This window comes from Nonomuraea sp. NPDC049378 (assembly GCF_055586745.1).
This window is the reverse complement of sequence record NZ_JBVJHP010000016.1, coordinates 236,517-263,206: the sequence shown is the minus strand read 5'-3', so window position 1 is coordinate 263,206 and position 26,690 is coordinate 236,517. Positions and strand designations below refer to the sequence as shown.

Genomic DNA, 26,690 nt, shown 5'->3' with positions numbered 1-26,690 from the left:
CCCGCCCCCTGAGCAGGGGACGCGCCCTCGCACCGGACCACCCGTCAGAAGCCGCCGAAGAGGATGTCCAGGGCGTCTCCCAGGCCGCCCTTGTCGATCCAGCGGGTGAACCGTCCGCCGGTCTCGGCGATGGTGCCGGCCCGCGTGCTCTCCGGCTCGATCCGCTCCGGCTTGAACAGCTGCTTCTCACCCTGGCCGCTGCCGCTGCCCCGGCCCAGGTTCGACGGCGGCCGGCCCTGGGGGTACATGCGGCCGTTGCCGTAGATGGTGTAGGACTGGGTCGGCTGCCTCGTGCCGTCGTTGCGCCAGATGTGGCTCGGCCGTGGCTGGGCCGGCTGCCGGTTCACCTTCGGCGGCGACTGCCGCTGCGTCGACCTGTGGCTGGTCGGCCGGCTCGCCGGGCGCGACCGCGCCCGCTGGATGCCGCGCGGCACCCTGCCTGCCCGCCGGTTGCGCGCCCTGGCCGCCGCCGCGGCGCGCCGCCTGGCCGCCGCCTCGCGAGCCTCCTTCCTCGCCTTCCTCCGTGCCGCAGCCGCGGCCCTGCGCCGCGCCGCCGCCTCCCGTGCCTTCCTGGCCTTGGCGGCCGCTCGTTTCCTGGCCGCCGCCAGCGCCCGCTTGCGCGCCGCGGCTGCCGCTCTCCTCCTGGCCGCCTCGGCGGCCTTCTTCCTGGCGAGCGCCGCGGCACGGCGCCGGGCCGCCGCGATCGCCGCGCGCCTGGCCGCCGCCCGCCTGGCCGCGGCCAGCGCCGCCCGCCTGGCCGCCGCCTGGGCGGCCCGCCTGGCCGCCCACCGGATCGCGATCCGGGCCGCGATGCCGGCCGCGAACCAGAACAGCTGGCCGTCGGGGTCGCTCATGGTGACCGGGCTGTTGTTGGCGTAGGCGTAGGCGTTGAGCTGCTGCGGGTCGAGATCGTCGATGACCGGGTCGACCGACAGGAAGCGGCCGTTGCGCGCGTCGTACTCGCGGGCTCCGAGGTGGATGAGCCCGGTCGTCGGATCCTTGGTGCCGCCGACGAAGGCGCGCTGGCCCGGCCACCATGGCGGTGGCGAGCCCCGGTCCTCGCCGAACGGCGTCTGCCTGCGGATCGCCAGCTCGCCGTTGCCGGCGTTCACGGCCGCCTGCGCGGTGCCCTGATGGTCGTTGGCCAGGAAATAGACCTGGTCGTCCGGCGTGCGCACCGCGATGGGCTGGTCGTTGACGGTGTAGTAGCGGGTCTGCTCGACGGCGTCCTTGGCGAAGTCGAAGCGCAGCTCCATGTCGTCGACGTAGAGCGTGGCGTCGGCCGGCGTCCTGCGGATCAGCCGCTCGCCGTCCGCGTCGTAGACGAACGACGTCGTCCTGCCGGCCTCCGTCACCGACTCCAGGTTGCCCTCGGCGTCCCAGACGAGGGTCTGGTCGGAGGCTCCGACCTTGCGCCTGGTGGTGTTGCCTGTCGCGTCGTACTCGAAGAGGTCGGATCCGGCGCTCAGCAGCGCGTGCGGCCGCTGCTCGCCCGGCTTCGGGTAGGTGGAGGTGCGCACGGTCTCGGGCGCGCCGCCCCAGGCGTGCCTGGTCTCCTTGACGCGGTTGCCGGTGACGTCGTAGGCGTAACTGACCGCGTACGGGGCCGCGCCGCCGATCGTGCCGGACCGCGGGGAGCCGGAGGCGCAGTCGTCGGTGGCCGTCCACGCCGACGTCATGCGGCGCAGGTGGTCGTAGGTGAAGCACTGCGTGTCCTGGCCGCCCGCCCGCTCGGCGATCTTGGTGATGTTGCCGACGGCGTCGTAGGAGTAGTGCAGGTCGAGATCGGTGTCGGCAGTGCCCTCCCGGTCCAGCCGCATGCTCGTCAGCCTGCGGGTGGACTCGTCGTGGGTGTAGGTGAGCCAGGTCTTCTTGCTTCCCGAGCCCAGCTCGTACTGCAGGGTCTCGCCCAGCTTGGAGTAGCGGGTCGTGTTCACGTACGTCGACGCGCCGGCGAGCCTGACCGGCTGTCCGAGCTCGTCGTAGCTGTAGACGACCGACTCCTCCGCCAGGCCGCCGGCGGACGGGAAGCTGATCGACTGCACCTGGTCGTCGAGCGTGTAGCGGGTGTTGAGCACGTACGCGCCGGCCAGCTTGCCCTCGCGTTCGGGGATGGTGACCGTCTGGCGCAGCGTGCGGTAGTCGGCGTCGATGGCGTTGATCTCCGCCTTGTACGCCTGCCCGCCCGCGTAGCGGATGGTGGCGTTCATGTGGCCCTTGGCCAGGCCGTCGTACTTCCACTCGGCCAGCAGCGGGCCGGTCGCCGAGCCGTCGCGCAGTTCCTTCTTGCGGCCCAGCTCGTCGTAGACGTACCAGAGCGTCCTGCCGCGGGCGTCGGTGGTGCTGACGACCTCGTCGGCGTCGTTGTACGTCATCGTGGTGACGCCCTTGTCGGGGTCCTCGGTCCTGATCTCCCGTCCGCGCATGTCGTAGTGGTGACGCCACACGTTGCCCGCGGGATCGGTCACCGTGGCCAGCCGGCCCGCGTGGTCGTAGGTGTACCTGGTGGACTCGTAGTCGCCCTTCGGGGTCGCGCCCTTGTACTGGCGCAGCTCGATCAGGCGGTCCTCGGCGTCGCCGATGCGGGTGGTCGCCGTGCCGCCCGGCGGCGGGGTCACGTGGATTCTGTCGCCCTCCTGCTCGGCGCTCACCCGCTGCTTCTCCACGCCCTTCGCCTTCAGCACCTGGGCGGTCACGTCGCCCGAGCCGTCGAAGGACGACACGATCTGCGCCGGCACGTCGGCGTCCGCCACCGCCAGCAGCTCCGTGGAGGGCGTCCCGGTGGCGAAGTAGCCGGTGTTCGACTTGTACTGCTCGCCGAGCGAGTTGTGGAAGGTGTCGGTGATCGTGCGCCCCTCGCGCAGCGCGGGGTCGTCCGTCTGGTCGTCGCGGGGGGCGGGCTCCTGCGTCTGCCGCTCGCGCAGCAGGCCGTCGTACAGCTCGTGGCTGGCGGTGTAGCCGCCGTCGGCGCGCAACGTCTTCGTGGTGACGACGCTGGGGCCGTCGTTGCGCATCAGGTAGGAGTACTCCGTGCTGGGCGACTGCCCGGCGGCCTTGCTGCGGTCGGGCTGCCAGACCTTGACCAGGCGGCCGAGCGCGTCGTGCTCCATGTCGACGCGGCGGTTGTTGGCGTCGATCTCGGCGACGGGCTCGCCCCACGCCGGTTCGAGCAGGGTGCGCTCGACGTGGCCGAGCTGGTTGGCCTGCCTGACCTCGGTCGCCGGGGCGCCCGCGGCCGGGACGTAGGTGGTGACGGACCTGGTGCCGGCCGCGTCGGTCTCGCTGGTCTCGCGGCCGTAGGCGTCGTAGGTGTGGACGCGGTCGGTGATCGTCGCGCCGTCCCCGGACACGAGCTGCTGGACCTGGGTCACGTCGCCCTTGCTCGGGGCCTGGCCGAAGGCCTTGCCGTCGTACTGCACCCGCTCGTCGGAGATCACCTCTCCGGCGGAGAGCGTGGACACGGCGGTGTCGCAGCTCGCCGCGACCTTCTGGATCCTGCTGGTGTAGTCGAGCATCCAGGCCGCGTCGTTGCGGGCGTAGGTGTAGCGGGTGCACTGGTCGTCGTCCGCGGCGGCCAGGTCGCCCTTCTCCTCCACCTGCGTGAGCAGGCCCTTGGCGTCGTACGTGCGCTCCTCGCCGGTCCGCCGCCACGTGCCGCCGCCCAGGGCGGTGCGGGTGACCATGGACTCCGGCTCGACCACGTACGCGGCCTTGGTGACGCCGTCGTGCGTGGACTCCGCGGTCTTGAGCGACCACGGCTTCTCGACGGTCGAGGTCACGATGGGCCCGCCGTCGCCGTCGTACAGGATCTCCTCCCGCTCGAAACCGGCCAGCTGGTCGAGGTCGTCGAGCTTGACGCCCTCGGTGTCCTCGACCTGCGCGCTGCGCTTGGAGCCGTCGGCCTGCTTGTCACCGTGCAGCCCGCGGAAGTAGCGGAACTCCGTGAGCGTGCGCTCGGTGTCCTGGCCGTCGCCCTGGCGCACGCGCACCCGGCCGAACCCCCGGTAGTCCGCCCACGTGCGGTGCTCGGGCTTGACGAGGATGTTGTCGGCGTAGCGCCAGCCGGCGCCGCCGAGATACTCGTAGTCGGTGACCACGCTCGGCGAGCCCGCGACGCGGTCCACCTCGACCGTCTGCGTCACCACGTACTTGTGGAACCAGTCGGTGACCTGGGCCTCGTCCGGCGGGGCCCAGCGCTGCGGGTAGCAGCGTTTGTCGTTCTTGTCGGCGGCGGGCAGCTTGCCTGGCTCGCACTCGGCGGCCGAGTAGTGGACGCGCAGCTCGCCGCCGGACTCGTTGTCGACGGCCTGCACGCGCCACTTGACCAGCGGGGCGCGGCCCTCGTCCGCGTCGACCCGGTTGGGCAGCTGAACGCCGGTGAACGTCGTCTTCGGCAGGGTGATCGTGCCGCCCACGTGGCCGGTCTGCTGGATCGAGGCCAGCCACAACGACGGGCTCATGCCGTCGCCGGTGGCGGGGAACTGGTGGTCCAGCGCCCAGGAGTCCACCGCCGCGTACTGTCCTTCGCCGTCGAGGACCTGCGTGGTGACCTTGGCCAACCGCTTGCGGCTGAAGAACGTCGGCGCCAGGCGGTCGGTGCACTTCTGCCCCGAGTCGCAGATCTGGTCGAACGGCACGTCCGGCCAGTGCTTGGCGGTGTCCTTCTTGAGCTGGTCGGGGGCACAGGTGACGGTGCCGCCGGGCAGGCAGCGCTCGGCCACGTCGAAGACCACGCGGGCGGCGGGCGCCCTGGTGAACAGCTCGCCCTTCAGGTAGCCGTAGTCGATGCGGGTCAGGTAGGCGCCGCGCACGTACTGGGTGCCCTGTTCGGGCTTCATGTTGCGGCCGTAGTAGTTGCTCTCCTGGGCGTACCAGTAGGTGGTGGCGTTGCCGTGGGGGTCCACCGCCGAGTCCAGGTTCCACCGGTACGCCTGCCGGCACCAGGCGTTGGCCGGGGTGCTGGAGTAGCAGGGCTCACCCTTGTTGTTGCCGAACACCGGCACCGTCTGCACCGACTTCGTCTCCGGCTTGCCTGAGGCCCAGCCGGGCAGGCGGTTCAGCCCGAACGTGTACTGCGTGCCGTCGGCGGTGGTGACGCGCCAGTACTCGCCGTCGTTGTCGCCGTTGGTCGCGCCCGTGAGCTGCTCGATCCTGGTGCCGTCGTCGCGCTTGGGCCGCCACTGCTTCGTCGTGGCGTCCTTGACCAGTTCCATGGAGGAGTTGCCGAGCGACAGGGTGGCGTTGTCCTGGTCCCAGCACAGGTCACCGGTCTTCTTGCCGTCGACCATGCAGGACTTGAAACGGCGCTCGACGTAGCCGGCGGGGTTCAGCTCGAAGCCCTCACCGGCCCAGGACGGCTGGTTGTTGGTGGAGGCGGTGCGGCCGTCCACGCTCTGGGAGGAGTAGACGAGCGACACCTCCGGCTCCTCGCCGCCCAGCGCCGGAGGCGTGCGCAGCTCGTACGTCCAGCTGAAGTCGCCCGACTGGGTGCCGACGCTCCAGTCGGCAGAGGGGGCCAGGCCGGTGGCGGAGTGGTCGCCCGACTGGCCCGACGGGGCGGCGGTCACGGCGTACAGGCCGGTCGTCGCCACCTCGGCGGTCAGCGTGCCCGCCTCGGCGTCGTTCACGCTCTTGACGGGCTGCGGCTGGGCACAGCCGGTGGCCTTGACGTCGAGGGCGCACTCCGCCAGCTCGACGACCCGCAGCCGGGCGCCGTAGTCGCCGCCGTACGCGTGGCGGAAGCCGGAGTAGTCGATCTCCAGGCGGGTCTTGCCCTCGGCCGCCTTCGCCGTGGCCCCTCCGCCGGGGGAGACGCGCAGTGCGAGGCCCAGCCTGCCGGTGGCCTCGGCTTCGAGGATCTCGACCTTCACCGGGGCCGCCGCGGTCACGCCTTTCCGCGCGGCCAGCCGTACCGGGAATCCGGCCGCCCGGGTCTTCGCTCCGGCGCCTCCGAGCTCGGCCGTCCGCGGCTCGGGCCAGGAGACGCCCGGTGGCGCCTGCCACGCCTGCTTGTCCGCCGGGTCCGCCATCGGCGGGATCACCGGGACCTTCTCGCCCTTGACCGGCGTCTCCTTCTGCACGGACGGGGCCTGGCGGGGCGCGGCGTGGGCGGGCATGGCGTACGCCATGGGCACGACGAGCACGATCGAGAGGACTGTGGCCAGCCGGCGTGGCCAGCGGGGCTCCGGCTTGGGCTCGACGAGCCTGTTCCAGGAGGGGTCTGCGATGTCTGGGTGGCCCGGTTCCCGGGATGGCTGAAAACGATTCCAGCGGGATTCGGGCAGGTCTAACTCGCTCTGCGGGTCCATGGATCTCTCCCAGTGAGGTGCTGCTAGGGGGACTTACTGGGTCGGGGACTATTGGGCAGCCAACTGAGCGATCTGCTCGGCGCTGAGCACACCGTCGTACGTGCGGACGTCGTCGAGGGCACCCGGCCAGTAGCCGGTGAGGACGCCTGCGGTCCTGGTCCGGCCCAGGTGCAACGGGCCGGTGGCGTTCCAGGCGCTGATGTGGTCGGTCACGGTGGTCGTGGACAGGCGGCCGTTGACGTAGATGCGCAGCTCTCCGGCCAGGGGGTCGTAGACGCCGGCCACGTGCGTCCACTCCAGGGGGACGGGAACGGCGTCGGAGCGGGTGCTGACGAGGGCGGCGGCGTCGGTGTCGGCGGCGGCCATGCCGAGAGCCCACCGCCCCTGGTCGAAGCCGAGCTGGAAACCGGCGGCGCGGCTGCCGGTCTGGGCCACGGCCGCGGTGGCGCCGGTGGGGAGGTAGTCGAGCTGGGTCCAGGCGGCGACGGTGAAACCCGTCCTCGTGTTGACGGCCGGCGCGCTCGTCTGCGCGTGCCCGTCGACGCCGTCCAGCGCGAGCGCGCCGTCCAGCCACCCGCCCGTCCACGAGGCGGCTCCGGACAACGACGCGGCGGTCGCGCGGCCCGAGGAATCGGCAGCCGACGAGCCGGACTCCTCGTCCAGCCTCCAGTGGCCGACCAGCGTGGCAGCGCTGTTGACCAGATCGGCGACCTCGTCGGCGAACATGGCGCGGGCGTACACCCGCACCTCGTCGACGTCCCCTTGCCAGTGGTCCGAAGCCGCCCCGCCGACCCTTCCGCGGCCGATCGTCAGGGGGCCTGTGGCGTTCCATGGTGGTGTGACGGCGACCGTGGACTCCAGCCGGCCGTTCACGTAGAGCGAGATCTGGCCGGCCGCCGAGTCGTAGACGCCGGTCAGGTGGGTCCATTCGCCGATCCTGGGCGCCGCCTGCGACAGGGCCCGGGCCACCGGCGCGCCGTCCGCGTCCGCGCCCGGCAGGCTCAGCGCCCAGCGGTCGTCGGCCTTGGCGTACTGCAGCGCGAACGCGCCCGTCCTGCCGCCCTCCTGGGTGACGGCCGTCGCGGAGGCGGCCGTGCCGGTCAGGCGGACCCAGGCGCTGACGGTGAAGGCACGGCTGGTGTCGACGACAGGGCCGGACGTCTGGGCGTACGCGCCGGCCAGCCCCAGCGCGGACCCGGTCCTGCCGGCCGTCCAGGTGGCCCCGTGCAGCGTCGCCGGGTGAGCGCCGGTGGCGTCGGCCGCCACGCTCCCCTCGCCGTCGTCCATCGTCCAGTGCCCGCTCGGCGGCTTGCCGGTGTTGACGTTGAAGACGTAGGTGCGGATCGGACCGAGGTGGCCGGCGCGGTCCCTGCTGCGCACCGCCAGCACGTTGGGGCCGCTGTGGCGCGGGGTGAGCACGATGGAGGCCGTGCCGTCCGCGCCGGGCACGGCCTCCGCCTTGGGTGTCGTGTCGAGGCCCCAGAGGTAGGCGGCGACGTCAGGGACGCCGTTGGGGGCGAACGCGAACGTGCCGGGCAGGCCGACGCCGTCGCTCCAGCCGTTCTCCGTGTAGTCGGGCGAGGAGACCTGCGGTTCCCTGCCCGGGGCCGTCGCGTCCACGGTGGCCTCGCACCACGGGCTCCACGCGCCGGTGGCCGTGCCGTCCTCGGCGCGCACCCGCCAGCGGATCATCGCGCCGTCGGCGAACAGGCTGTTCGGGATGGTCGCGGAGAACGCGCCGCCCGACGAACCCAGCGGGGTGACGTACTCGCCCGACTTGACCCCGCCGGCGTCGTACCACTCGAACCGGCCCCTGACCGAGTTGTCGGCGTCCGCCAGCTTGGCCCACAGCTTGGGCGTGTCGGTGCCGATGACCGGCCTGCCGTCGCCGGAGACGCAGGCGCCGCCCGGGTCCGACCACAGGTCCGCGGCCACGGGGTCGGCGGGCACCGAGTTGTACTCGATGACCAGGCTCGGGTTGTTCCTGAACTTCTTCCAGGCGTACTGGTCGGTCTCGCTGGTCGCGCGGAGGCCGATGGTGACGTTGGACCACTGGTTGGCGGCGGCGTTGACCACCTGCGGGGTGACGTCGAACTCGACCCCGCCGGGCAGGCAGCTCGGTCCCCAGCCCTTGGCGACGTTCTTCGTGTCCAGCTTGGTGACCCATGCGGGCTGCTTGTTCCAGGTGGTGCTCTTGCTGATGGTGTTGGTCGCCCAGGCCTCCACCTTGCGGGCGCCGCACGAGTACGACCACGTCTCGTACGTGCGCAGCGTGGCCTTGACGATCTGCTTGCCGTGGATGGCCGAGCCGGTGTTCATCTGGAAGAACGAGCGGTTCTTCTGCGAGTTGACGTGGCCCACCCTGGCGACGTCGCTGGAGTTGAGGTAGTTCGAGTTGGGCCAGTTGCTCCAGACGGCGGTCCAGGCGTTGCGGGCGGCCGAGAAGTACGGGTCGAGGTAGACGGGGAAGCGGGTCCCCGGGTCCGTCAGCATCTTCCTGTCGGGCCTGAGCCGCAGCCGGCCGTCCGCCAGCCGCACGCCCATGGTGGTCTCCCTGGCCTCCGGCGAGCGGCCCTCCTTGAGCGCCTGCGGGCTCGTCATGCCCTCGGAGTCCCACATCTTCGGGGTGGGCGCGACGAAGATCGTGCCGTCGTTGTCGTCGACGGCCTCCAGGTTGCCCGCGCCGTCCGCCTTCACCGACAGGCCGGAGACGGACAGCGGGAACGCCAGCTCGGTCAGCCCGGCCGCGGCGGCCCGCGACTTGACCACCAGGAGGTGCGAGAAGCCGTCCACGTCCGCGGTGACCTGGAGGTCCACGCCCGGCATGACCTCGGGGTAGGTGGCGGTGTCGCCCTTCAGCTCCGGCCTGGGCAAGGCGCCCGTCCACCCCAGCCGCATCGACTTGCCCCCGCGCGACATGGCGGCCAGCGGACCGTTGCCGCCGCCGGAGAACGTCAGGCCGACCGCGGTGGCGACCGGCTCGACCGCGCCGTCGGGGCGCAGGCGGAGCGTGGTGTCGACGGGGACCCAGCGATCCCCCTTGCGCACGCGTACGGGCCGCACGTGCATCTCCATGGTGAGCCTGCCGTCGGGCTGGGCGAACACCTGGCGGGTCTCGCTGCGCATCGACCCGACCTCGACCGGCCTGCCCGCGCGCCGGGCCATCGCCAGCGCCGCCCCTTCGGTCTCCGCCGGGACGTGCGCGGGCGGCCCGGCCACCCGCTGCGATCGTTCCTGTGCGGACACCGGCTGCGGAACCACTAGGATCGTCGCCGATAACGCCGCCGCAGCCACTCCACGCATCGCCCGCATACGTTCCTCGCCCACGCTGAGCAGGGGTTACGCGCGGGGCTCAAGCACCCGGCGTCTCCACGATCTTCGCTTGACGATCGGATTCTCACCCCGGTTAATTCACTTGGTCCAGAGTTCTGCTCATTCTGCTCAAAAAAACTTTCAGTGATCTTGGGCACATGGAACTATTCGCCAAGGCGGGCTCAGACCTCCGTAGGGAGAGGCCACGCCTCCGGATTCACCCGCTTGACGATCTCGTCCAGCGCGACGCGCACGTACGGCTCCCCCACCCACAGGTGCTTGGCGCCGTCGACCCCGACGACCTCGGCCTGCGGCACCCGGGCGAACCGCTCGCGGGCCTCCTCGGGCCGCAGATAGTCGTCGAACTCGGGCACCAGCGCGACCAGCGGCCGCCCGAACCGCGCCCAGGCGTCCAGGTCGTCGTCGGTGGCCCGGTGGAGCGGGGGCGAGAGCAGGATCGCGCCCTCCACGAGCGGATCGTGCGCCCATTTCAGCGTCAGCTCGGTGCCGAACGACCAGCCGACCACCCACACGTGCGGCAGATCGTGGAAGTCGGCGTACTCGAGGGCCGCGGCCACGTCGAACCGCTCACCCTGGCCACCGTCGAACGTGCCCTCCGAGGTGCCGCGCTCCGACGAGGTGCCGCGCGTGTTGAAGCGCAGCACGGCCAGGTCGGCGAGGGCGGGCAGGCGGTTGGCGGCCTTCTTGTAGACGTGGCTGTCCATGAAGCCGCCATGGGTGGGCAGCGGGTGCAGCGTGACCAGCGTGGCCACGGGAGGCCGGTCTAAGGGCAGGGCCAGCTCGCCGACCAGGGTCAGGCCGTCGCCGGTGTGCAGCTCGATGGGCTCTCGCCGGGCGGGCAGCACCGTGGCCGCGCGAATCTCCACCATGGGTCCTCTCAGTAACGGCTGCGGCCTGGGCCGCGGTCGAGTCTCTTACGCCAGCAGGCCTGGTGCCAGTGACGGCGCTCCTCGTCGCCGCCCGGCCAGGCGGGCCAGGCCACGATGTGCGGCAGCCCGACGCGGATCTCCTGGTCGCAACCCGGGCACCGGTAGTTCTTCGTGGACGACGAGCCGGTCAGCATGCGTACTTTCCACGAGCCGTCAGGCCACTCCTCCACCTTGTCCAGGCCGGTCGGGAAGCCGAAGGGGCGGGAGGACTCCCTGCGGCGGGCGCGACGCGGGCTCATCGGCTCCGGAGACCCATCACACCCACATCCGCCATCCGCGCCGCTCCCACCCGTTCGAACGCCATGCGACCAGTTTTCCAGAGCCGCTAAGGTGGGGCGTCATGCGGTTGGTCATCGCGCGGTGCAGCGTGGATTATGTCGGACGGCTCACGGCGCACCTGCCGATGGCGCCGAGACTTGTGCTGATCAAAGCGGACGGCAGCGTGAGCATTCACGCCGACGACCGCGCGTTCAAGCCGCTCAACTGGATGAACCCGCCGTGCAAACTCAAAGAGGACGGCGAGACCTGGACGGTCACGCACGGCAAGACCGGCGAGAAGCTCGTCCTCACCATGGCGGAGATCCTCCACGACTCCAGCCACGAGCTGGGCGTCGACCCCGGGCTGATCAAAGACGGCGTTGAGGCCCACCTGCAGGAGCTGCTCGCCGAGCACATCACCACGCTGGGCGACGGCTATTCGCTGATCCGGCGCGAATACATGACGGCGATCGGCCCCGTCGACATCCTGTGCCGCGACGGGCACGGAGCGACGGTGGCCGTCGAGATCAAGCGCCGGGGGGAGATCGACGGCGTCGAGCAGCTCACCCGCTACCTCGAGCTGCTCAACCGCGACCCGCTGCTGTCGCCCGTGCGCGGGGTCTTCGCCGCCCAGGAGATCAAACCCCAGGCCCGCGTCCTCGCCTCCGACCGCGGCATCGCCTGCGTCACCCTCGACTACGACGCCCTGCGCGGCATCCAACCCGAGAATCCGACCCTTTTTTGATCCTTTACGGCTCCGCGGAGGCCAGCCACCCGCCACACTCCGGCTGACGCCCTTCCAGGGGAACGGCTTCTGACCCTTCAGTGGTGGCCCGCCGCTACGGCGCGCCCTGTGGGCCCGGTAAGTGGTGATCTTCTCACCGGCATTCCCCTCAAGAGCATTCCGGCGTGGGTGAGGGCTGTGGTAGGCGGAGGGTGGGCGGTTTATGGTGACGCCATGGCGACGCTGACGTTCGACTCACTCAATCCGGCGACCGGCGAGATCGTCGGCAGTCACCCCAACCAGGCCCCCGAGGCCGTGCACCAGGCGGTGGGGCGGGCGGAGGAGGCCGCGCGGTGGTGGGCCGCGATCGGGGCGGCCGAGCGGAGGCGGCGGCTGCTCGACTACAAGGCGGTCGTGACCCGGGAGCTCAGGGCTCTCGCCAAGCTGGTCCACGAGGAGACGGGCAAGCCGGTCGGCGATGCCACGCTGGAGCTCGTCCTCGCCGTCACGCACCTCGACTGGGCCGCCCGCAACGCGGCGAAGGTGCTGGGCCGCCGCCGGGTCGCCACCGGCATGATCGGCCTCAACCTGACCGCCACCCTCGAATACCTGCCGCTGGGCGTGGTCGGCGTGATCGGCCCGTGGAACTACCCGGTCTTCACCCCGATGGGTTCCATCGCCTACGCGCTCGCCGCCGGCAACGCGGTCGTGTTCAAGCCGAGCGAGCTCACTCCCGGCATCGGCGTGCGGCTGGCGGAGCTGTTCGAGGAGTCCGTTCCTGAGCACCCGGTGCTGCAGACCGTGACGGGGCTGGGCGAGACGGGGGCGGCGCTGGCCGCTGACCCGAGGGTGAAGAAGGTGGCGTTCACCGGCTCGACCGCCACGGCGAAGCGCGTCATGGCGGCCTGCGCCGAGAACCTCACGCCGATCGTGGCCGAGTGCGGCGGCAAGGACGCGTTCATCGTGGACGCCGACGCCGACCTGCGGGCGGCGGCGGACGCCTGCCTGTGGGGCGCGATGTCCAACGCGGGCCAGACGTGCGTGGGCGTCGAACGTGTCTACGTCGTCGACGCCGTTTATGACGGCTTCATGCGCGAGTTGTCCGAGCGGGTGGCCGGGGTGCGGGCGGGCGAGCACTACGGCCCGATCACGATGCCCGGTCAGGTGGACATCATCAAGCGGCACATCGACGACGCCGCCAAGGCGGGGCGCGTGGTGGCCGGCGGCACCGGCTCGGTGCGGGCGCCGTACGTCGATCCGGTGATCGTGGAGGACGTGCCGGAGGACTCCCCCGCGGTGCGGGAGGAGACGTTCGGGCCGACCATCACCGTGCGGCGCACCCGTGACGCGCACGAGGCGCTGGAACTGGCCAACGCCTCGGCCTACGGGCTGGGCGGCACGGTGTTCTCCAGGAACGCGCGGCGGGCGACGGACCTGGCCAGGAGGATGCGCACAGGGATGACCGCCATCAACTCGGTGATCTCGTTCGCCGGGGTTCCGGCGCTGCCGTTCGGCGGGATGGGCGATTCGGGGTTCGGCCGGATCCACGGAGCCGACGGCCTGCGCGAGTTCGCCAGGCCCAAGGCGATCTCCCGGCAGCGCTTCGCGATGCCCGGGATGAACCTGACGTCGTTCTCCCGGGGGCCCGCGGAACTTGAGCGGCTGATCAGGCTTGTCACGTTCTTGCACGGGCGACGTAAGAGATAATCGCCGCGCTCTTTCCCAGAACCGATCATCCGTCCATAATTGTGTGCTCTGGGGGCCACGATCATGTTGGACGGGTGGAATGTGAACCGGTCTTACCGGGGAATGTCGGCTGAGCAAAGGCTGGCGGACAGACGAGAGCGGCTGATGACGGCCGCGTACACGCTATACGCGAAACCGGGTTTCGCGGCCACGACCATCGAAAGGTTGTGCTCGGAGGCGAGGATCTCCAACCGGGCCTTCTACGAATGTTTCGGCGGCCGCGAAGAGCTCCTTCAGGCGTTGCACGAACGCTGCGTGGAGGAAACTCTGGCCATCGTGGCCAAGGCGTTACAGGAGGCGCCCGGCACGCTGGCTGGCCGGGTGGAGGCGGGGATCCGCGCGTATGTCGAGTTCGCCACCGCCGACTGGCGCCGGGCCCGCATCATGCACGTCGAGGTGCGCAGGTCAGGGGATGTGCTGGCCATGTCGCGCCAGCGCGCGATCGAGTCGTTCGCCCGGCTCGTGGAGGAGGCGTCCGCCGATTTCCCGCAGGCCGCCCCGTCCAATCGGCGCTTGGTGGCGCTGGGTGTCATTGGCGCGCTCCAAGAGTTGCTCATCGAATGGCTGCTCTCCGAGGATCAACCGGAGATCGACGAACTCGTCGCCGTCGCCGTGCACATCTTCTACCGCAGCCTCGGCTCCGGCTGACTCCGCATAACCATCGCTTTTCAACGAGGATTCGGAGCGGTATCACGGACAGCCGTAATCGGCTTTTTGTCTAAGCCAAGAAAGAGCGGGCGACGGCTGATCGTCGCCCGCTCCGATATGTCACCTCAGGCCACCGCGGCGGCGGGAACCTCCACGTGCAGCACCCGATTCAGCCGGGTCACCGCGAGTATCCGCATGATCCGCGGGGGCACCCCCCGAAGAACGAGGCGACGTTGCACGCTCAACGCGCGCCGATGCGCTCCCACGAGCACCCCGAGACCGGTCGCGTCGATCATCTCCAGCTTGGAGAGATCGAGGATCAGGTCGCCTTCGCCGGTGTCGAGAGCTTTGTGCAGGCGCTCGCGCACCCCGGCCGACGTCCCGGCGTCAAGCCGGGTCCCTATCCGCACCACCTGGGCTCTCGGATTCCCCCGGACGCGCATGTCACCTCCTCAGTCACGCCTGCAGGCAGGTCACCGGCCATCGCGAACCTCGCCGGATGAAACTCCCCGCAAAACTCTCCTACCCACGTATCGGAAGTGACACGACTGCGTTCAGCACGAACTCGCCATCACCTGTCGGCTGGGCGCTCACCTTCCCACCTGCGGCGGCCAGCCGCTCCCTCAGGCCCGCCAGGCCGCTCCCCAGGTCCTCGCTCTGGCGCTCGACCGCCCCGTCGTTGCGCACCTCCAGCTCCGCCTCCTCATCGGTGAAGCGGATCGTGATGCGGCAGAATGTCGCGGCGCTGTGCTTGAGCACGTTGGTCACCGCCTCGCGGACCGCGTAGGCGAACACCGGCGCCACCCCTTCCGGCAGCTCGCGGTAGGGCAGGCGCGTCTCGGAGCGGACCCCCGCCGCTTCGAGCACGCCTTCGACGCTGTTCAGCTCGGCGGCCAGATCGAGCTCGCGGTAGCCGCGCACCGCCTGGCGCAGCTCCTTGAGCGCCTTCCTGGTCAGCGTGTTGACCTCCGCCATCTCGGCCTTCGCTGCGCCGGCGTCCTTGTCCGAGAGCCGTACGGCCAGTTCGGTCTTGACCGCGATGGCGGACAGCTGGTGCCCCACGAGGTCGTGCAGGTCCCTGGAGAAGCGCAGGCGCTCCTCGGCCACAACCAGCCGCGTGTGCGCGTCACGGCCCTCGTGGGCCTCCACGGCCAGCCTCCAGATCAGCAGCCAGACCCGGCCGGACGGCGGCAGGACGACGCACCAGAGGCCGTAGAGCAGGGCGCAATAGAAGAATTCCCGATCGGTGGGCACGTCGAGGGCCATGGCTCCCGGCGCAAGACCCAGCGTGACGCCTGCGGCCCAGGTCCCGAGCATCTGCAGGACGAGCGTGCGGATGGAGACGCCGAGCATGGCGATCCCCAGCCAGGCCACGAGTACGAAGCCCCATCCGGCCGGGTCCGCCCCGCCCGCTCCCGCCGCGACCAACGCGAGAACCGCCGCCACCACCACCTGCCTGGTGGGGTAGCGGCGGTCCAGGATCGCGTCGGCCATGCGCGGGTAGAGCCAGGTGAGGCCGCCGGCGGCGATCAGCGCCGGAACGGCCCGCCACCACGAGAACGTACCCTCCACGTGCGCGGCCACGGACGAGGCGACGACGAGGACCCACATCGTCAGCAGGCCCGAGGTGATCATCACCCAGGTGAGGCGCCGCGCCCGCCTGATCGGATCCATCTACTTCGTGCGCAGCACGTCGCCGAGTTTGAGCCGGGCACCCGTCCGGAGCACCGCGCGCTCGTAGATCTTGGCCCCGAAGGCCAGCACCGCGAGCACGGCCAGGATCATCGCCGCCGTGGACGCGCCCACCTGCCACAGCGGCACCTCGGTCGCGGCCATCCGCACCGGCATGACCATGGACGAGAACGGCGGGATGTACGACACGACCGTGGCCAGCGTGCCCGTCGCGTCGTTGGTGGCGTAGAAGGCGACGAAGTACGTGATCATGATGAGCATGGTCAGCGGCGTCAGGACCGAGCCCACCTCCTCCTGCCGCGAGACCAGCGACCCGAAGGCCGCCGCCAGCGCCGCGAAGAAGGCGTAGCCGAGCACGAACCAGACCAGCACGCCGGCCACCAGGCCGGGGATGCCGGGCGGGAAGTCGGTGGCGATGCCCGAGGCCATCGCCGCGCCGAGCCCGACGACCAGGATGGTGACCAGGTTGATCAGGCCGAGCACGCCCAGCCCCACGATCTTGCCGCCGAGCAGCTGCCACGGCCGTACGGCGGAGAGCAGGATCTCCACGATCCTGCTGCCCTTCTCCTCCACCACGCCCATGGCGACCATCATGACCTGGCCTATGACGAGGGTGAAGAGCACGAGGACGAGCACCACGGCGATGCCGGTGCGCGCGCCTTCGTAGCGCGTGTCGGCGCCCACCGACTGCATCTGCAGCGGCGGGATGGACACGCCTGCGGCGCCGAGCTTGACCTCGCGGTTCACGCTCTGCAGCAGCACGCCGAGCTGCCCGTCGATCTCCCCGTCCGTCAGCACCTTCGACCCGTTGACCAGCACCGCGTCCACATCGCCGTCGAGCACCGCCTGCCTCGCCGCGCCCTCGTCGGGGAACGCCCGCCACTCGAACTTCGTGTCGGGCGCGGCGGCCTGCAGCGGGAGCTGCTGGGAGTTGACAGTGCCCAGCGTGTAGGAGTCCTCACCGCCCAGCACCTTGGGAGCGAACGAGGCCGCCGCCACCAGCACCGCCGTGATGAGCAGGCCGATGATGAACCCCTTCGTCCGCACCTGCGTCGCGACCTCCCTGCGGGCGACCAGCATCAGTCCGTTCACGCCACGGCCTCCTTGAAGATCTCGGTGAGGCTCGGCTGCTCGGCCCCGAAGTGTTCGACCCGCCCCGCCTTCACGGCGCGACGCAGGATCTCCTGGTCGTCGCCGCCGGAGGTGCGCAGGGTGTGCCGGTCGCCGTCGACGGTGACCGTGCCCGGCAGGCCGTCCGCCCAGCCCGGCGCGGGGTTCCTGACGACCACGCGCAGCTCGTTCCGCTCCGCCGCCCGCAGGTCGGCCACGGCGCCCGCGGCGACCATCCGCCCGGCCGAGACGATGCCCACGGAGTCGCACAGCCGCTCCACCAGCTCCAGCTGGTGGCTGGAGAAGATCACCGGCACGCCTCCCCTGCACCGCTCCTGCAGCACCGTGGCCAGCGCGTCGACCGCGATCGGGTCGAGCCCGGAGAACGGCTCGTCCAGGATGAGCAGCTCGGGGTCGTGCACCAGGGCCACGGCGAGTTGCACCCGCTGCTGGTTGCCCAATGACAGGGCCTGCACCGCGTCGTTCCTGCGCTCGGTCAGCCCGAGCTGCTCCAGCAGGTCGTCGGTGGCCTTCGTGGCGACCGTCGTGCTCATCCCGTGCAGGCGGCCGAAGTACTCGATCTGTTCGGCGACCCGCATCTTCTGGTACAGACCGCGCTCCTCCGGCATGTAGCCGAAGCGCCGGCGGTCGTCTGGCGAGAGCGGCGCGCCCCTCAGGGCCACCGAGCCGGAGTCCGCCTGGAGCACGCCCATCACGATGCGCATCGTCGTGGTCTTGCCCGCGCCGTTCGCACCGACGAACCCGAACATCTCGCCCGGCCGTACGGTGAAGCTGATCCCGTCCAAGGCGATCTTGGTCGCTGGGGAGCCGGGGCCGCCCGCGAAACGTTTGCGCAGCTCGTTGATCTCGAGCATCAGGTCATCTCCTTCATCATGGGTCAATCATGGCTTTCACCCGTTTCATCGAGCCAGTCGCCGAAATCACAGGCGCCATATGGACTTCGCGGCCCATTCCGATGACATTTGTCACGAGTACGCTGGGGGCATGACGCGCGCCGACAAGGACAAGCCGGTCGTCCTCTCCCGCATCTACACCCGCACGGGCGACGACGGCACCACCACGCTGAGCGACATGAGCCCCGCCCCTAAGACCGACCTGCGGCTCGCGGCCTACGCCGACGTGGAGGAGGCCAACGCCCACCTCGGGGTCGCGCTCTCGCACGGCACCCTGACCGCCGACCTGGTGGAGGTGCTCGTACGCGTCCAGAACGAACTCTTCGACCTGGGGGCCGACCTGGCCACGCCGGTCGTGGCGAAACCCGACTTCCCGCCGCTGCGGGTGGAGCAGTCGTACATCGACTGGCTGGAGACGCAGTGCGACCGCTTCAACGCCGGACTCAAGCCGCTGCGCAGCTTCATCCTGCCCGGCGGCGATCCCGCCACGGCGGCCCTGCACGTCGCCAGGGTCACGGTGCGCAGAGCCGAGCGCACGGCCTGGGCCGCGCTCCAGGCGCACGACGACATGAACGTGCTGACGGCGAAATACCTCAACCGGCTGTCCGACCTGCTCTTCATCGCCTGCCGGGTCGCCCACGCCGGCAACGAGATCCTCTGGAAACCCGGCGGCACCCGCTGAACGCGACCGTCGGCCGCCGCGGCGTTGAAGAGGCGCTGGGGCGCCGAGCCGAGGTCAGGCGACGTCGAGGTAGGCGCTCGGCGGCGCCGACTCCAGCCAGGCGAGGAAGCCCGTCAGCGCGTCGGCGCTCATCGCGATGGACACGCCGCGCGTGCTCCCGCTGAGATCCACCGCGAACATCCCGCCCTCGATCTCGCGGCGGGGAGAAACGACGAGGCCGCGCCTCGCGATAGCGTGGCGCGGCCTCAGTCGCACACCCAGAAGCGGGATCCAGTGGAGCTCCCCGTCGGCGTAGCGGGCTACGCCGCTCTGCCAGGCCCGCTCCCCCACCCGCAGACGACAGGGCACGCTCCCGCGCGAGCGGGTCAGCATGACCCAGCGCAGGACCACGAGGGCGGCGAACAGCACCAGGACAATCACAACCGTCGCCATCATGCCGCCCCCTGCGCCCCGTTGGGAATATTAAACCTCTTCGCCCGCCGCGCGGAGCCGAGCCCTGGCGCGCTTGGCCTCGATCGCCGCGTCGGCGTCTTCCTGGTTGGCCTCGATCGAGGCCTGGGCCCGGTCGAGAGCGTCACGGGCAGCCGCGACGTCGACCTCGGAACCGAGCTCGGCCACCTCGGCGAGCACGGACACCTCGTCGTCGGCCACGGAGATGAAGCCTCCGTGCACGGCCGCCGCGAGATCGCCCTCGCCTTCCCGTTTGATGCGCAGCACGCCGCCCTCGACGAGGACGCCGAGCACAGGTGCGTGTTGCGGCATAATACCGATCTCGCCGTCCACGGTCTTGGCAATCACCATGTCGGCCTCGCCCGACCAGATCTCACGCTCGGGTGAGACAACCCCTACGCGTAGCTTCGCCACTTGTGTAGGTTCCTTTCCGATCAGGTGGTGGCACGGCGGGCGGCCGTACCACCACCGTAGGTCCGGGCTCGCAGAACTCGCCCTTTAGGTAGGTCCGGGCTCGAAGCCCTTCGACTGGGGCGATTTAGCGGCGCTCGAGTTCCTTGGCCTTGGCCACGGCCTGCTCGATGCCACCGACCATGAAGAACGCCTGCTCGGGGAGGTGGTCGTACTCACCCGCGCACAGGCCCTTGAAGGAGGCGATGGTCTCGTCCAGCGGGACGGTCTCGCCCGGCTGGCCGGTGAACGCCTCGGCGGCGTACATCGGGTGCGACAGGAACCGCTCGATGCGGCGGGCCCGCTGCACGGTGACCTTGTCCTCCTCGGACAGCTCGTCGATACCGAGGATCGCGATGATGTCCTGGAGCTCGCGGTACTTCTGCAGGATCCGCTTGGTCTCCTGGGCGACCCGGTAGTGCTCCTCGCCCAGGATCTGCGGGTCGAGGATCCGGGAGGAGGAGTCGAGCGGGTCCACCGCGGGGTAGATGCCCTTCTCCGAGATCGGCCGGGAGAGCACGGTCTGCGCGTCGAGGTGCGCGAACGCGTTGTGCGGGGCAGGGTCGGTGATGTCGTCGGCGGGCACGTAGATCGCCTGCATGGAGGTGATCGAGTGACCGCGCGTCGAGGTGATGCGCTCCTGGAGCACACCCATCTCGTCGGCCAGCGTGGGCTGGTAACCCACGGCGGACGGCATACGGCCGAGCAGGGTCGAGACCTCCGAACCGGCCTGCGTGAAGCGGAAGATGTTGTCGATGAAGAGCAACACGTCCTGCTTCTGCACGTCACGGAAGTATTCGGCCATGGTCAGCGCCGACAGAGCCACGCGCAGACGGGTGCCCGGCGGCTCGTCCATCTGGCCGAAGACGAGCGCGGTGTCCTTGAGGACGTCCGCCTCCTCCATCTCCAGCCAGAGGTCGTTGCCCTCACGGGTGCGCTCGCCGACACCGGCGAAGCACGAGGTGCCGCCGAAGTTACGGGCGACGCGGCGGATCATCTCCTGGATGAGCACCGTCTTGCCCACGCCGGCGCCGCCGAACAGGCCGATCTTCCCACCCTGCACGTAGGGGGTGAGCAGGTCGATGACCTTGATGCCGGTGACGAGCAGCTCGGTGCGGGACTCGAGCTGGTCGAACGCCGGGGAGGGACGGTGGATGCCCCACCGCTCCTCGACCTTGAGCGACGCGGTGGGCACGTCGAGCGTCTCGCCCAGCGCGTTCCACACGTGGCCCTTGACGACGTCGCCGACCGGCACCGAGATCGGGCCGCCGGTGTCCTGCACCGCCTGGCCGCGGACCATGCCGTCGGTGGGCTGCATGGAGATGGCGCGCACGAGGTTGTCGCCCAGGTGCTGGGCCACCTCGAGGGTCAGGGTCCTGGTCTCGCCGCCGAGGGTCACCTCGACCTTGAGCGCGTTGTAGATCTCGGGCATCGCGTCGACGGGGAACTCCACGTCGACGACCGCGCCGGTGACACGTGCCACGCGGCCTGTGCCGGCCGCCGCGGCTTCCACAGTTTCAACAGCCTCTGCAGTCATTTCACTCTTTCCCCGCTGCGGCGTCAGCGAGCGCGTTGGCGCCACCGACGATCTCGCTGATTTCCTGGGTGATCTCCGCCTGGCGAGCCTGGTTCATCTCCTGGGTGAGCAGCCGCATCAGCTCGTTGGCGTTGTCGGTCGCGGACTTCATCGCGCGCCGCCGCGCTGCCTCCTCGGAGGCCGCCGACTGCAGCAGCGCCGTGAAGATCCGGGACTCGACGTAACGCGGCAGCAGCGTCTCGAGAACGTCACCCGCGGTCGGCTCGAACTCGAAGTAGGGCGGGATCGCGGTGGACTCGGTCGCCTCGGTCTCCTCGACCTCGAGCGGCAGGATCCGCTTGACCACGACGTTCTGGGTCAGCATGGAGACGAACTCGGTCGAGACGATGTGGATCTCGTCGATCCCGTTGTCGTCCTTGAACGAGTCGATCAGCGTCTGCGCGATCTCCTTGGCGTCGGCGTAGGCCGGCTTCCTGGAGAAGCCGACCCACTGGCCGCCCATCTCGCGCTGGCGGAAGGTGTGCCAGGTGACACCCTTGCGCCCGGTGACGAACGGCACGACGTCGAGGCCGCGGCCCTCCAGCAACCCGCGCAGGGCCTCGGCCTCGCGCAGGACGTTGGCGTTGAAGCCGCCGCAGAACCCGCTGTCGCTGGTGACGATGAGGACACCCGCCCTCTCGGGGTTGTCCTTCGCCACGGTCAGCGGATGGTCGACGCTGGCCGCGTTGCTGACGACGCCGGTGACGGCGCGAGTGATCTCACGCTCGTACGGCAGCGCCGCCTGCATCCGCTGCTGCGCCCTCACGATCCGTGAAGAGGCGATGAGCTCCTGGGCACGCGTGATCTTCGCGGTCGACTTGACCGAGTTGATCCGCCGCCGCAGCAGCCTTAGCTGGGCACCCATGACCTACTTCTCCGCCCGACGGACGACCTTCTTGATCTTCTCCTGGCCGACCTCTTCGGCCTCCAGCGGCGCCACCGGCTCGTCCTTGACCAGCAGCTCGCCCGAGGAGGTGGTGAAGCCCTTCTTGAACTCCGTGATGGCGTCCTTGAGCGAGGTCACCGTGTCGTCGGTGAGCTCGTTGGTCTCGCGGATGGTGTCGAGGATGCCCTTGTGCGAGGACTGCAGGAAGTCGAGGAACTCCGTCTCGAAACGCCGCACGTCGTCGACCGGCACCTCGTCGAGCTCGCCCGTGGTGCCGGCCCACACCGACACGACCTGCCGCTCGACGGGGAACGGTTCGTACTGGGGCTGCTTGAGCAGCTCCACCAGGCGCTGGCCGCGTTCGAGCTGGGCCTTGGAGGCCGCGTCGAGGTCGGACGCGAACGCCGCGAAGGCCTCCAGGTCGCGATACTGCGACAGCGACAGCTTCAGCGTGCCCGCGACCTTGCGCATGGCCTTGACCTGCGCGGAACCACCGACTCGGGACACCGAGATGCCGACGTTGATGGCCGGGCGCACACCCGCGTTGAACAGGTCCGTCTCGAGGAAGCACTGGCCGTCGGTGATGGAGATGACGTTGGTCGGGATGAACGCCGACACGTCGTTGCCCTTGGTCTCGATGACCGGCAGACCCGTCATCGAGCCGCCGCCCATGTCGTCGGAGAGCTTGGCGCAGCGCTCCAGGAGCCTGGAGTGCAGGTAGAAGACGTCGCCGGGGAAGGCCTCGCGGCCCGGGGGACGACGCAGCAGCAGGGACACGGCGCGGTAGGCGTCGGCCTGCTTGGTCAGGTCGTCGAAGACGATCAGAACGTGCTTGCCCTGGTACATCCAGTGCTGGCCGATGGCCGAGCCGGTGTACGGGGCAAGGTATTTGTAGCCGGCCGGGTCGGAGGCGGGGGCGGCCACGATCGTGGTGTACTCGAGCGCGCCGGCCTCCTCCAGGCGGGCCTTGACCTGCGCGATCGTCGAGCCCTTCTGGCCGACCGCGACGTAGACGCAGCGCACCTGCTTCTCAGGGTCGCCGGACGCCCAGGCCTCGCGCTGGTTGAGGATCGTGTCGACCGCGATCGCCGTCTTGCCGGTGCCGCGGTCACCGATGATCAGCTGGCGCTGGCCGCGGCCGATCGGCGTCATGGCGTCGATCGCCTTGATGCCGGTCTGCAGCGGCTGCTTCACCGGCTGCCGCTGGACGACCGAGGGGGCCTGCAGCTCGAGGGCACGGGTGCCCTCGGCCTGGATGGCGCCCTTGCCGTCGAGCGGGTTGCCCAGGGGGTCGACCACGCGGCCGAGGAAGTCGTCGCCGACGGGCACGGACAGGACCTCGCCCGTCCTGCGGACTGTCTGGCCCTCCTCGATGCCGCTGAAGTCGCCCAGAATAACGGCACCGATCTCGCGGGTGTCGAGGTTAAGTGCCAGACCGCGCGTGCCACCCTCGAACTCGAGCAGCTCGTTCGCCATCGCCGAGGGAAGGCCGGAGACATGGGCAATGCCGTCGCCGGCGTCGACGACGGTCCCGATCTCCTCGCGCGCGGCGCCTTCCGGTTCGTACGCCTGGACGAAGCGCTCAAGCGCGTCCCGGATCTCGTCCGGCCGGATCGTAAGCTCCGCCATCTCTACTCTGTCTCCCTATTCGCCTTAGCCGGCCAACCGGCGGCGGACTTCTTCGATTCGTCCCACAATGGTGGTGTCGATGATCTCGTCGCCGATGCGGACCGAGAACCCACCGAGCACTCGCTTGTCCACCTCGACGTTCAGGTGCACGTCACGGCCGTAGGAGGTGCGCAGCCACGCCATGAGGCGCTCGCGCTGCGCGTCGGTCAGCTCGACCGCCGTGCGCACCACCGCCACGAGGCGCCGGCGCTGCTCAGCCACGAGGTGACCGACCTCTTCCAGGCCCGACTCCAGGCTACGCCCACGCGGGTGCAGCACCAGCTGGCTGATCAGGCGCAGGCTCGTGGGGGCGACCTTGCCGTCGAGCAGCCGGCTCAGCAGCTCCTGCTTGCCGGCCTCCGGCGCTCCCGCGTCGGTGAGTGCCCGGCGCAGCTCCGGGTTGGCGGCGACGATGCGGCCGAAGCGGAAGAGCTCGTCCTCCACCTCGTCGAGCCGTGACTGGCCCTCCGCCTCCGCGGCCGCGGCGGCGACGCCGAGCCGTTCGAGCACGTCGGCCAGGTCGCCGGCGCGCGACCACCGTGCCGAGACCGCGGTCTCGGCGGTGGCGAGCGCCGCCTCGCTGATCTTGCCGTCGAGCAGCGAGCGGATCGTGGCCGCCTTCTGCTCGCCCGGCCTGGACGGGTCGGACAGGGCACGCCGCAGGCCGTGCTCGCGGTCGAGCAGATCCGCGACCGCGAACAACTCGTCGGAGAGCGTGCCGAGGTCGGCACTGCCGGCGACCGCGTTGAACCGCTCCTCGACCTCGGCCAGCGACGCCCTGCTCAGGCCCCTCATTAACGCACCGCCTGCGCGTTGGAGCTTTCCAGCTCGTCGAGGAACCGGTCGACGATGCGGCTCTGCCGGGCTTCGTCCTCGAGGGACTCGCCGACGATGCGGCCGGCCAGGTCGGTCGACAGGCGGCCGATCTCAGCGCGGAGCTGGGCGAAGGCCGCCTGGCGGTCCGCCTCGATCTGCGCGTGCGCGGCCTCGACGAGACGCCGGGCCTCGGCCTGGGCCTCCTCGCGGAGCTCCGCCTTGATCTGCGCGGCCTGCTCGCGAGCCTCCTCGCGCAGCCTGGCCGCCTCCTGCCTGGCCTCGGCCAGCTGGTCGCGGTATTCCTGCTGCAGGACCTGCGCCTGGGCCTGCGCTTCTTCCGCCCTCTTGATGCCGCCCTCGATCGCGTCCGTGCGCTCGGCCAGCGTCTTCTGGATGCGCGGGACGAGGATCCGGCCGACGACGAAGAGGACGACGAGGAAGGAGAAGATGCCGACGACGAGCTCGTACGTGTGCGGGATGAGGGGGTTGGCGCCCTCCTCCTGCGCGAGGAGCGTAGCTGCCATAGTCATGGATGCAGCCTTTCGTCAGGTGGGGACCGTCAGATGGCCTGGAAGATGAACGGTGCGACCAGGCCGATCAGGGCGAGGGCCTCGGTGAGGACGAAGCCGAGGAGCATGTTCTGGCGGATCAGGCCGTAGGCCTCGGGCTGGCGCGCGATGGCCTGCACGCCCTGACCGAAGATGATGCCGACGCCGATGCCGGGGCCGATGGCGGCGAGACCGTAACCGATGGCGGTGACGTTGCCGGAGACCTCAGCGAGAACGCTCATTGCTGTTTTCCTTTACTGGACGGCCGGTGAAGCGGAGTCTCACCGGTCTGGACAAATCCGGTCTGTGGTTCTCAGTGATCGGGGTGCAGGGAGCCGCCGATGTACATCGCGGCCAGCATCGCGAAGAGGAACGCCTGCAGATACTGGATGAAGATCTCCAGGCCCGTGAGCAGGATGGTCATCACCACACCCACGACGCCGACGGGCGCGCCGAGCGGGGTCAGATTCTCGAACAGGAACCAGAAGCCCACCATGCTGAAGAAGGCCAGCAGCATGTGGCCCGCGAACATGTTCGCGAACAGTCGCACCGCGTGCGTGAAGGGCGCGATGATCATGTTCGACAGGAACTCGATCGGGGCCAGCAGGAAGTAGATCGGCTTCGGCAGGCCGGGCGGGAACATCATGTTCTTGAAGTAACCGATGCCGCCCTGGTGCTTGATGCCCAGGTAGACCTTGAGGCCGTAGATCAGGAGGGCCAGCACGGCCGGGAACGCGATGTGCGAGGCGACGGGGAACTGGAGCACCGGGACGACGCCCATGAGGTTCCAGACCAGCACCAGGAAGAACACGCTGACCAGCAGGCCCATCCACCGGTCTGCGTCCTTGCCCAGGAAGGGCCGGGCGACCTGGTCGCGGACGAACATGTAGCCGAGCTCGACAGCGTTCTGGACGCCCCTCGGCACGAGCTTGGGCTTGGCGAAGGCCGCCCAGCACACGCCGACCACGAGGATGGCGCTGATGGCGGCCAGCAGCACCGGCTTGGTGAACCAGTAGACCCCGGGGATGATGGGAGGCAGGTTGAACAACTCGTCTGGCGTCGGCGCCCCGAATTGATCGCCAGCGGGAGCGAGGACCGTCAGCGCATTCACGCGGCGTTCCCTTCAACGTCGTAGTGGATCACAAGAGTTTCCTCAGCGAAGCGGTTGCTGCTCCGGGCTAGCGACCGAACTTCCGGTAGACCAGGTAGCCGCCGAGCACAACCCCCAGGACAACGCCTATGGGGAAGAACGCGGACATGTCCAACCACCGGTCCAGCAACCATCCGAGGCCACCGTAGATGGCCATCCCGGCGAGTAGAGAACTGGGGACTGACCACATGGCGTCGGCGAAGTCGCGACCGTCTTCTTCGGGTCGGCGTTCCTGTGCGCTCATCGCGGGCCCGACGATAGCAGGCGAACAGCGGACTAGTCATATCGGACCCCGTCCAGGCAAGAGCGTCATGCGTCGCCCTTTCCCGGAACTCCAGCCTCGGGGTCGACGTAAAGCATCTTGGTCTTCATGAAGGCGCGGACCTCGAAGCCCGTCCACACGAGGGTGCAGACCACCACGGACCACGCGAATGCCTGGGTGTTCCACGCCGTGGTGTCGCGGAAGGCCGACAGCACGGCCATGATGGCCAGGACCTTGACGAGATAGCTCACCATCGCGGCGATCGCCATCATCTGCGGGGAGACCCGGGCGGCGTAGGACACCACGACGACGCTGACGCTGAAGAAGATCCCGACGAGCAGGGCGCCCATGGCCGCGCCGAGCGCGCCCTTGCCGCCCGCCGCCAGGAAGGCGACCAGCACGGCGACCACCCCAACCACGAAGGTCGGAATCGCGGCGCTTTTGAGGACGCGCACGTCATTGGCCTGCATCGGTGCTCCATCAGCCTGTTGTCAAGCGAGCGTTTGCTACCTCCAGAACCGGTGCGTCTGGAGTCCCTGC

The 26,690-nt window shown here is 69.9% G+C and carries 23 protein-coding genes; 4 read left to right on the top strand and 19 right to left on the bottom strand.

Annotation, left to right across the window (positions count from 1 at the left end; translation table 11 throughout):
• Positions 1-44: 44 nt before the first annotated feature.
• From ACZ6SA_RS32715 to ACZ6SA_RS32700, 4 genes are all read right to left on the bottom strand, one after another.
• Positions 45-6,143: an RHS repeat-associated core domain-containing protein gene (locus tag ACZ6SA_RS32715; RefSeq protein WP_465832539.1), complete on the bottom strand. Its 6,099-nt coding sequence runs from the start codon at positions 6,141-6,143 to the stop codon at positions 45-47.
• 213 nt (positions 6,144-6,356) lie between these two features.
• Positions 6,357-9,554, bottom strand: a complete 3,198-nt coding sequence (locus tag ACZ6SA_RS32710) for a LamG-like jellyroll fold domain-containing protein (RefSeq protein WP_465832537.1) — start codon at positions 9,552-9,554, stop codon at positions 6,357-6,359.
• A 248-nt stretch (positions 9,555-9,802) separates the two neighbouring features.
• Positions 9,803-10,507, bottom strand: coding sequence for an alpha/beta hydrolase (locus ACZ6SA_RS32705; protein ID WP_347643836.1), 705 nt, complete (start codon positions 10,505-10,507; stop codon positions 9,803-9,805).
• Between the two features lie 11 nt (positions 10,508-10,518).
• Positions 10,519-10,809 carry an ATP/GTP-binding protein gene (locus ACZ6SA_RS32700; protein ID WP_443153738.1) on the bottom strand — a complete coding sequence of 97 codons (291 nt, stop codon included), beginning with the start codon at positions 10,807-10,809 and terminating at the stop codon, positions 10,519-10,521.
• Positions 10,810-10,910: 101 nt separating this feature from the next.
• Between ACZ6SA_RS32700 and nucS the strand changes: the two genes are divergently transcribed.
• The 3 genes from nucS to ACZ6SA_RS32685 all read left to right on the top strand — a co-directional run bounded on the left by nucS (position 10,911) and on the right by ACZ6SA_RS32685 (position 13,946).
• Positions 10,911-11,573: an endonuclease NucS gene (gene nucS, locus ACZ6SA_RS32695; RefSeq protein WP_132595512.1), complete on the top strand. Its 663-nt coding sequence runs from the start codon at positions 10,911-10,913 to the stop codon at positions 11,571-11,573.
• Positions 11,574-11,786: 213 nt separating this feature from the next.
• Complete coding sequence (locus ACZ6SA_RS32690; RefSeq protein ID WP_443153739.1) at positions 11,787-13,259, top strand: aldehyde dehydrogenase family protein; 1,473 nt, start codon at positions 11,787-11,789, stop codon at positions 13,257-13,259.
• A gap of 144 nt (positions 13,260-13,403) precedes the next feature.
• On the top strand, positions 13,404-13,946 hold the full coding sequence (locus ACZ6SA_RS32685; protein ID WP_347643806.1) for a TetR/AcrR family transcriptional regulator: 543 nt from the start codon (positions 13,404-13,406) through the stop codon (positions 13,944-13,946).
• Between the two features lie 125 nt (positions 13,947-14,071).
• On the opposite strand, the gene ACZ6SA_RS32680 is transcribed toward ACZ6SA_RS32685, so the two are convergent.
• The 4 genes from ACZ6SA_RS32680 to ACZ6SA_RS32665 form a co-directional block, all read right to left on the bottom strand.
• Positions 14,072-14,389 carry an STAS domain-containing protein gene (locus tag ACZ6SA_RS32680; protein ID WP_347643805.1) on the bottom strand — a complete coding sequence of 106 codons (318 nt, stop codon included), beginning with the start codon at positions 14,387-14,389 and terminating at the stop codon, positions 14,072-14,074.
• 79 nt (positions 14,390-14,468) lie between these two features.
• Entirely contained in the window at positions 14,469-15,620 is a 1,152-nt protein-coding gene (locus ACZ6SA_RS32675) for a sensor histidine kinase (RefSeq protein WP_465832533.1), read from the bottom strand.
• A complete protein-coding gene (locus ACZ6SA_RS32670) occupies positions 15,621-16,730 on the bottom strand; it encodes an ABC transporter permease (protein ID WP_347643803.1) in 1,110 nt (369 codons plus the stop codon).
• On the bottom strand, positions 16,727-17,623 hold the full coding sequence (locus tag ACZ6SA_RS32665) for an ABC transporter ATP-binding protein (RefSeq protein WP_347643802.1): 897 nt from the start codon (positions 17,621-17,623) through the stop codon (positions 16,727-16,729). The genes ACZ6SA_RS32670 and ACZ6SA_RS32665 overlap by 4 nt, the downstream gene beginning before the upstream one ends.
• Positions 17,624-17,753: 130 nt before the next feature.
• Between ACZ6SA_RS32665 and ACZ6SA_RS32660 the strand changes: the two genes are divergently transcribed.
• Positions 17,754-18,344 (top strand): cob(I)yrinic acid a,c-diamide adenosyltransferase, encoded by a 591-nt coding sequence (locus ACZ6SA_RS32660; RefSeq protein ID WP_347643801.1) that lies wholly within the window; start codon positions 17,754-17,756, stop codon positions 18,342-18,344.
• A gap of 54 nt (positions 18,345-18,398) precedes the next feature.
• Here ACZ6SA_RS32660 and ACZ6SA_RS32655 read toward each other — a convergent pair whose 3' ends face one another.
• The 11 genes from ACZ6SA_RS32655 to ACZ6SA_RS32605 form a co-directional block, all read right to left on the bottom strand.
• Positions 18,399-18,779, bottom strand: coding sequence for a DUF2550 domain-containing protein (locus ACZ6SA_RS32655; protein ID WP_443153742.1), 381 nt, complete (start codon positions 18,777-18,779; stop codon positions 18,399-18,401).
• 27 nt (positions 18,780-18,806) lie between these two features.
• A complete protein-coding gene (locus ACZ6SA_RS32650) occupies positions 18,807-19,208 on the bottom strand; it encodes a F0F1 ATP synthase subunit epsilon (RefSeq protein ID WP_132331956.1) in 402 nt (133 codons plus the stop codon).
• 124 nt (positions 19,209-19,332) lie between these two features.
• Positions 19,333-20,781 (bottom strand): F0F1 ATP synthase subunit beta, encoded by a 1,449-nt coding sequence (gene atpD, locus ACZ6SA_RS32645; RefSeq protein WP_132509766.1) that lies wholly within the window; start codon positions 20,779-20,781, stop codon positions 19,333-19,335.
• A gap of 1 nt (position 20,782) precedes the next feature.
• A complete protein-coding gene (locus ACZ6SA_RS32640; protein ID WP_347643798.1) occupies positions 20,783-21,685 on the bottom strand; it encodes a F0F1 ATP synthase subunit gamma in 903 nt (300 codons plus the stop codon).
• Between the two features lie 3 nt (positions 21,686-21,688).
• Positions 21,689-23,335 carry a F0F1 ATP synthase subunit alpha gene (gene atpA, locus ACZ6SA_RS32635; protein WP_347621773.1) on the bottom strand — a complete coding sequence of 549 codons (1,647 nt, stop codon included), beginning with the start codon at positions 23,333-23,335 and terminating at the stop codon, positions 21,689-21,691.
• Between the two features lie 24 nt (positions 23,336-23,359).
• Entirely contained in the window at positions 23,360-24,169 is an 810-nt protein-coding gene (locus tag ACZ6SA_RS32630) for a F0F1 ATP synthase subunit delta (RefSeq protein ID WP_347643797.1), read from the bottom strand.
• Entirely contained in the window at positions 24,169-24,720 is a 552-nt protein-coding gene (locus tag ACZ6SA_RS32625) for a F0F1 ATP synthase subunit B (RefSeq protein WP_132331965.1), read from the bottom strand. Before ACZ6SA_RS32625 ends, ACZ6SA_RS32630 begins: the two co-directional genes overlap by 1 nt.
• Before the next feature lie 29 nt (positions 24,721-24,749).
• Positions 24,750-24,980 carry an ATP synthase F0 subunit C gene (atpE, locus tag ACZ6SA_RS32620; protein WP_132595523.1) on the bottom strand — a complete coding sequence of 77 codons (231 nt, stop codon included), beginning with the start codon at positions 24,978-24,980 and terminating at the stop codon, positions 24,750-24,752.
• Between the two features lie 71 nt (positions 24,981-25,051).
• Entirely contained in the window at positions 25,052-25,849 is a 798-nt protein-coding gene (atpB, locus tag ACZ6SA_RS32615; RefSeq protein WP_347643796.1) for a F0F1 ATP synthase subunit A, read from the bottom strand.
• Positions 25,850-25,916: 67 nt separating this feature from the next.
• A complete protein-coding gene (locus ACZ6SA_RS32610) occupies positions 25,917-26,078 on the bottom strand; it encodes an AtpZ/AtpI family protein (RefSeq protein ID WP_347621982.1) in 162 nt (53 codons plus the stop codon).
• 119 nt (positions 26,079-26,197) lie between these two features.
• Positions 26,198-26,620, bottom strand: a complete 423-nt coding sequence (locus tag ACZ6SA_RS32605) for a hypothetical protein (protein WP_347643795.1) — start codon at positions 26,618-26,620, stop codon at positions 26,198-26,200.
• Positions 26,621-26,690 lie beyond the last annotated feature (70 nt).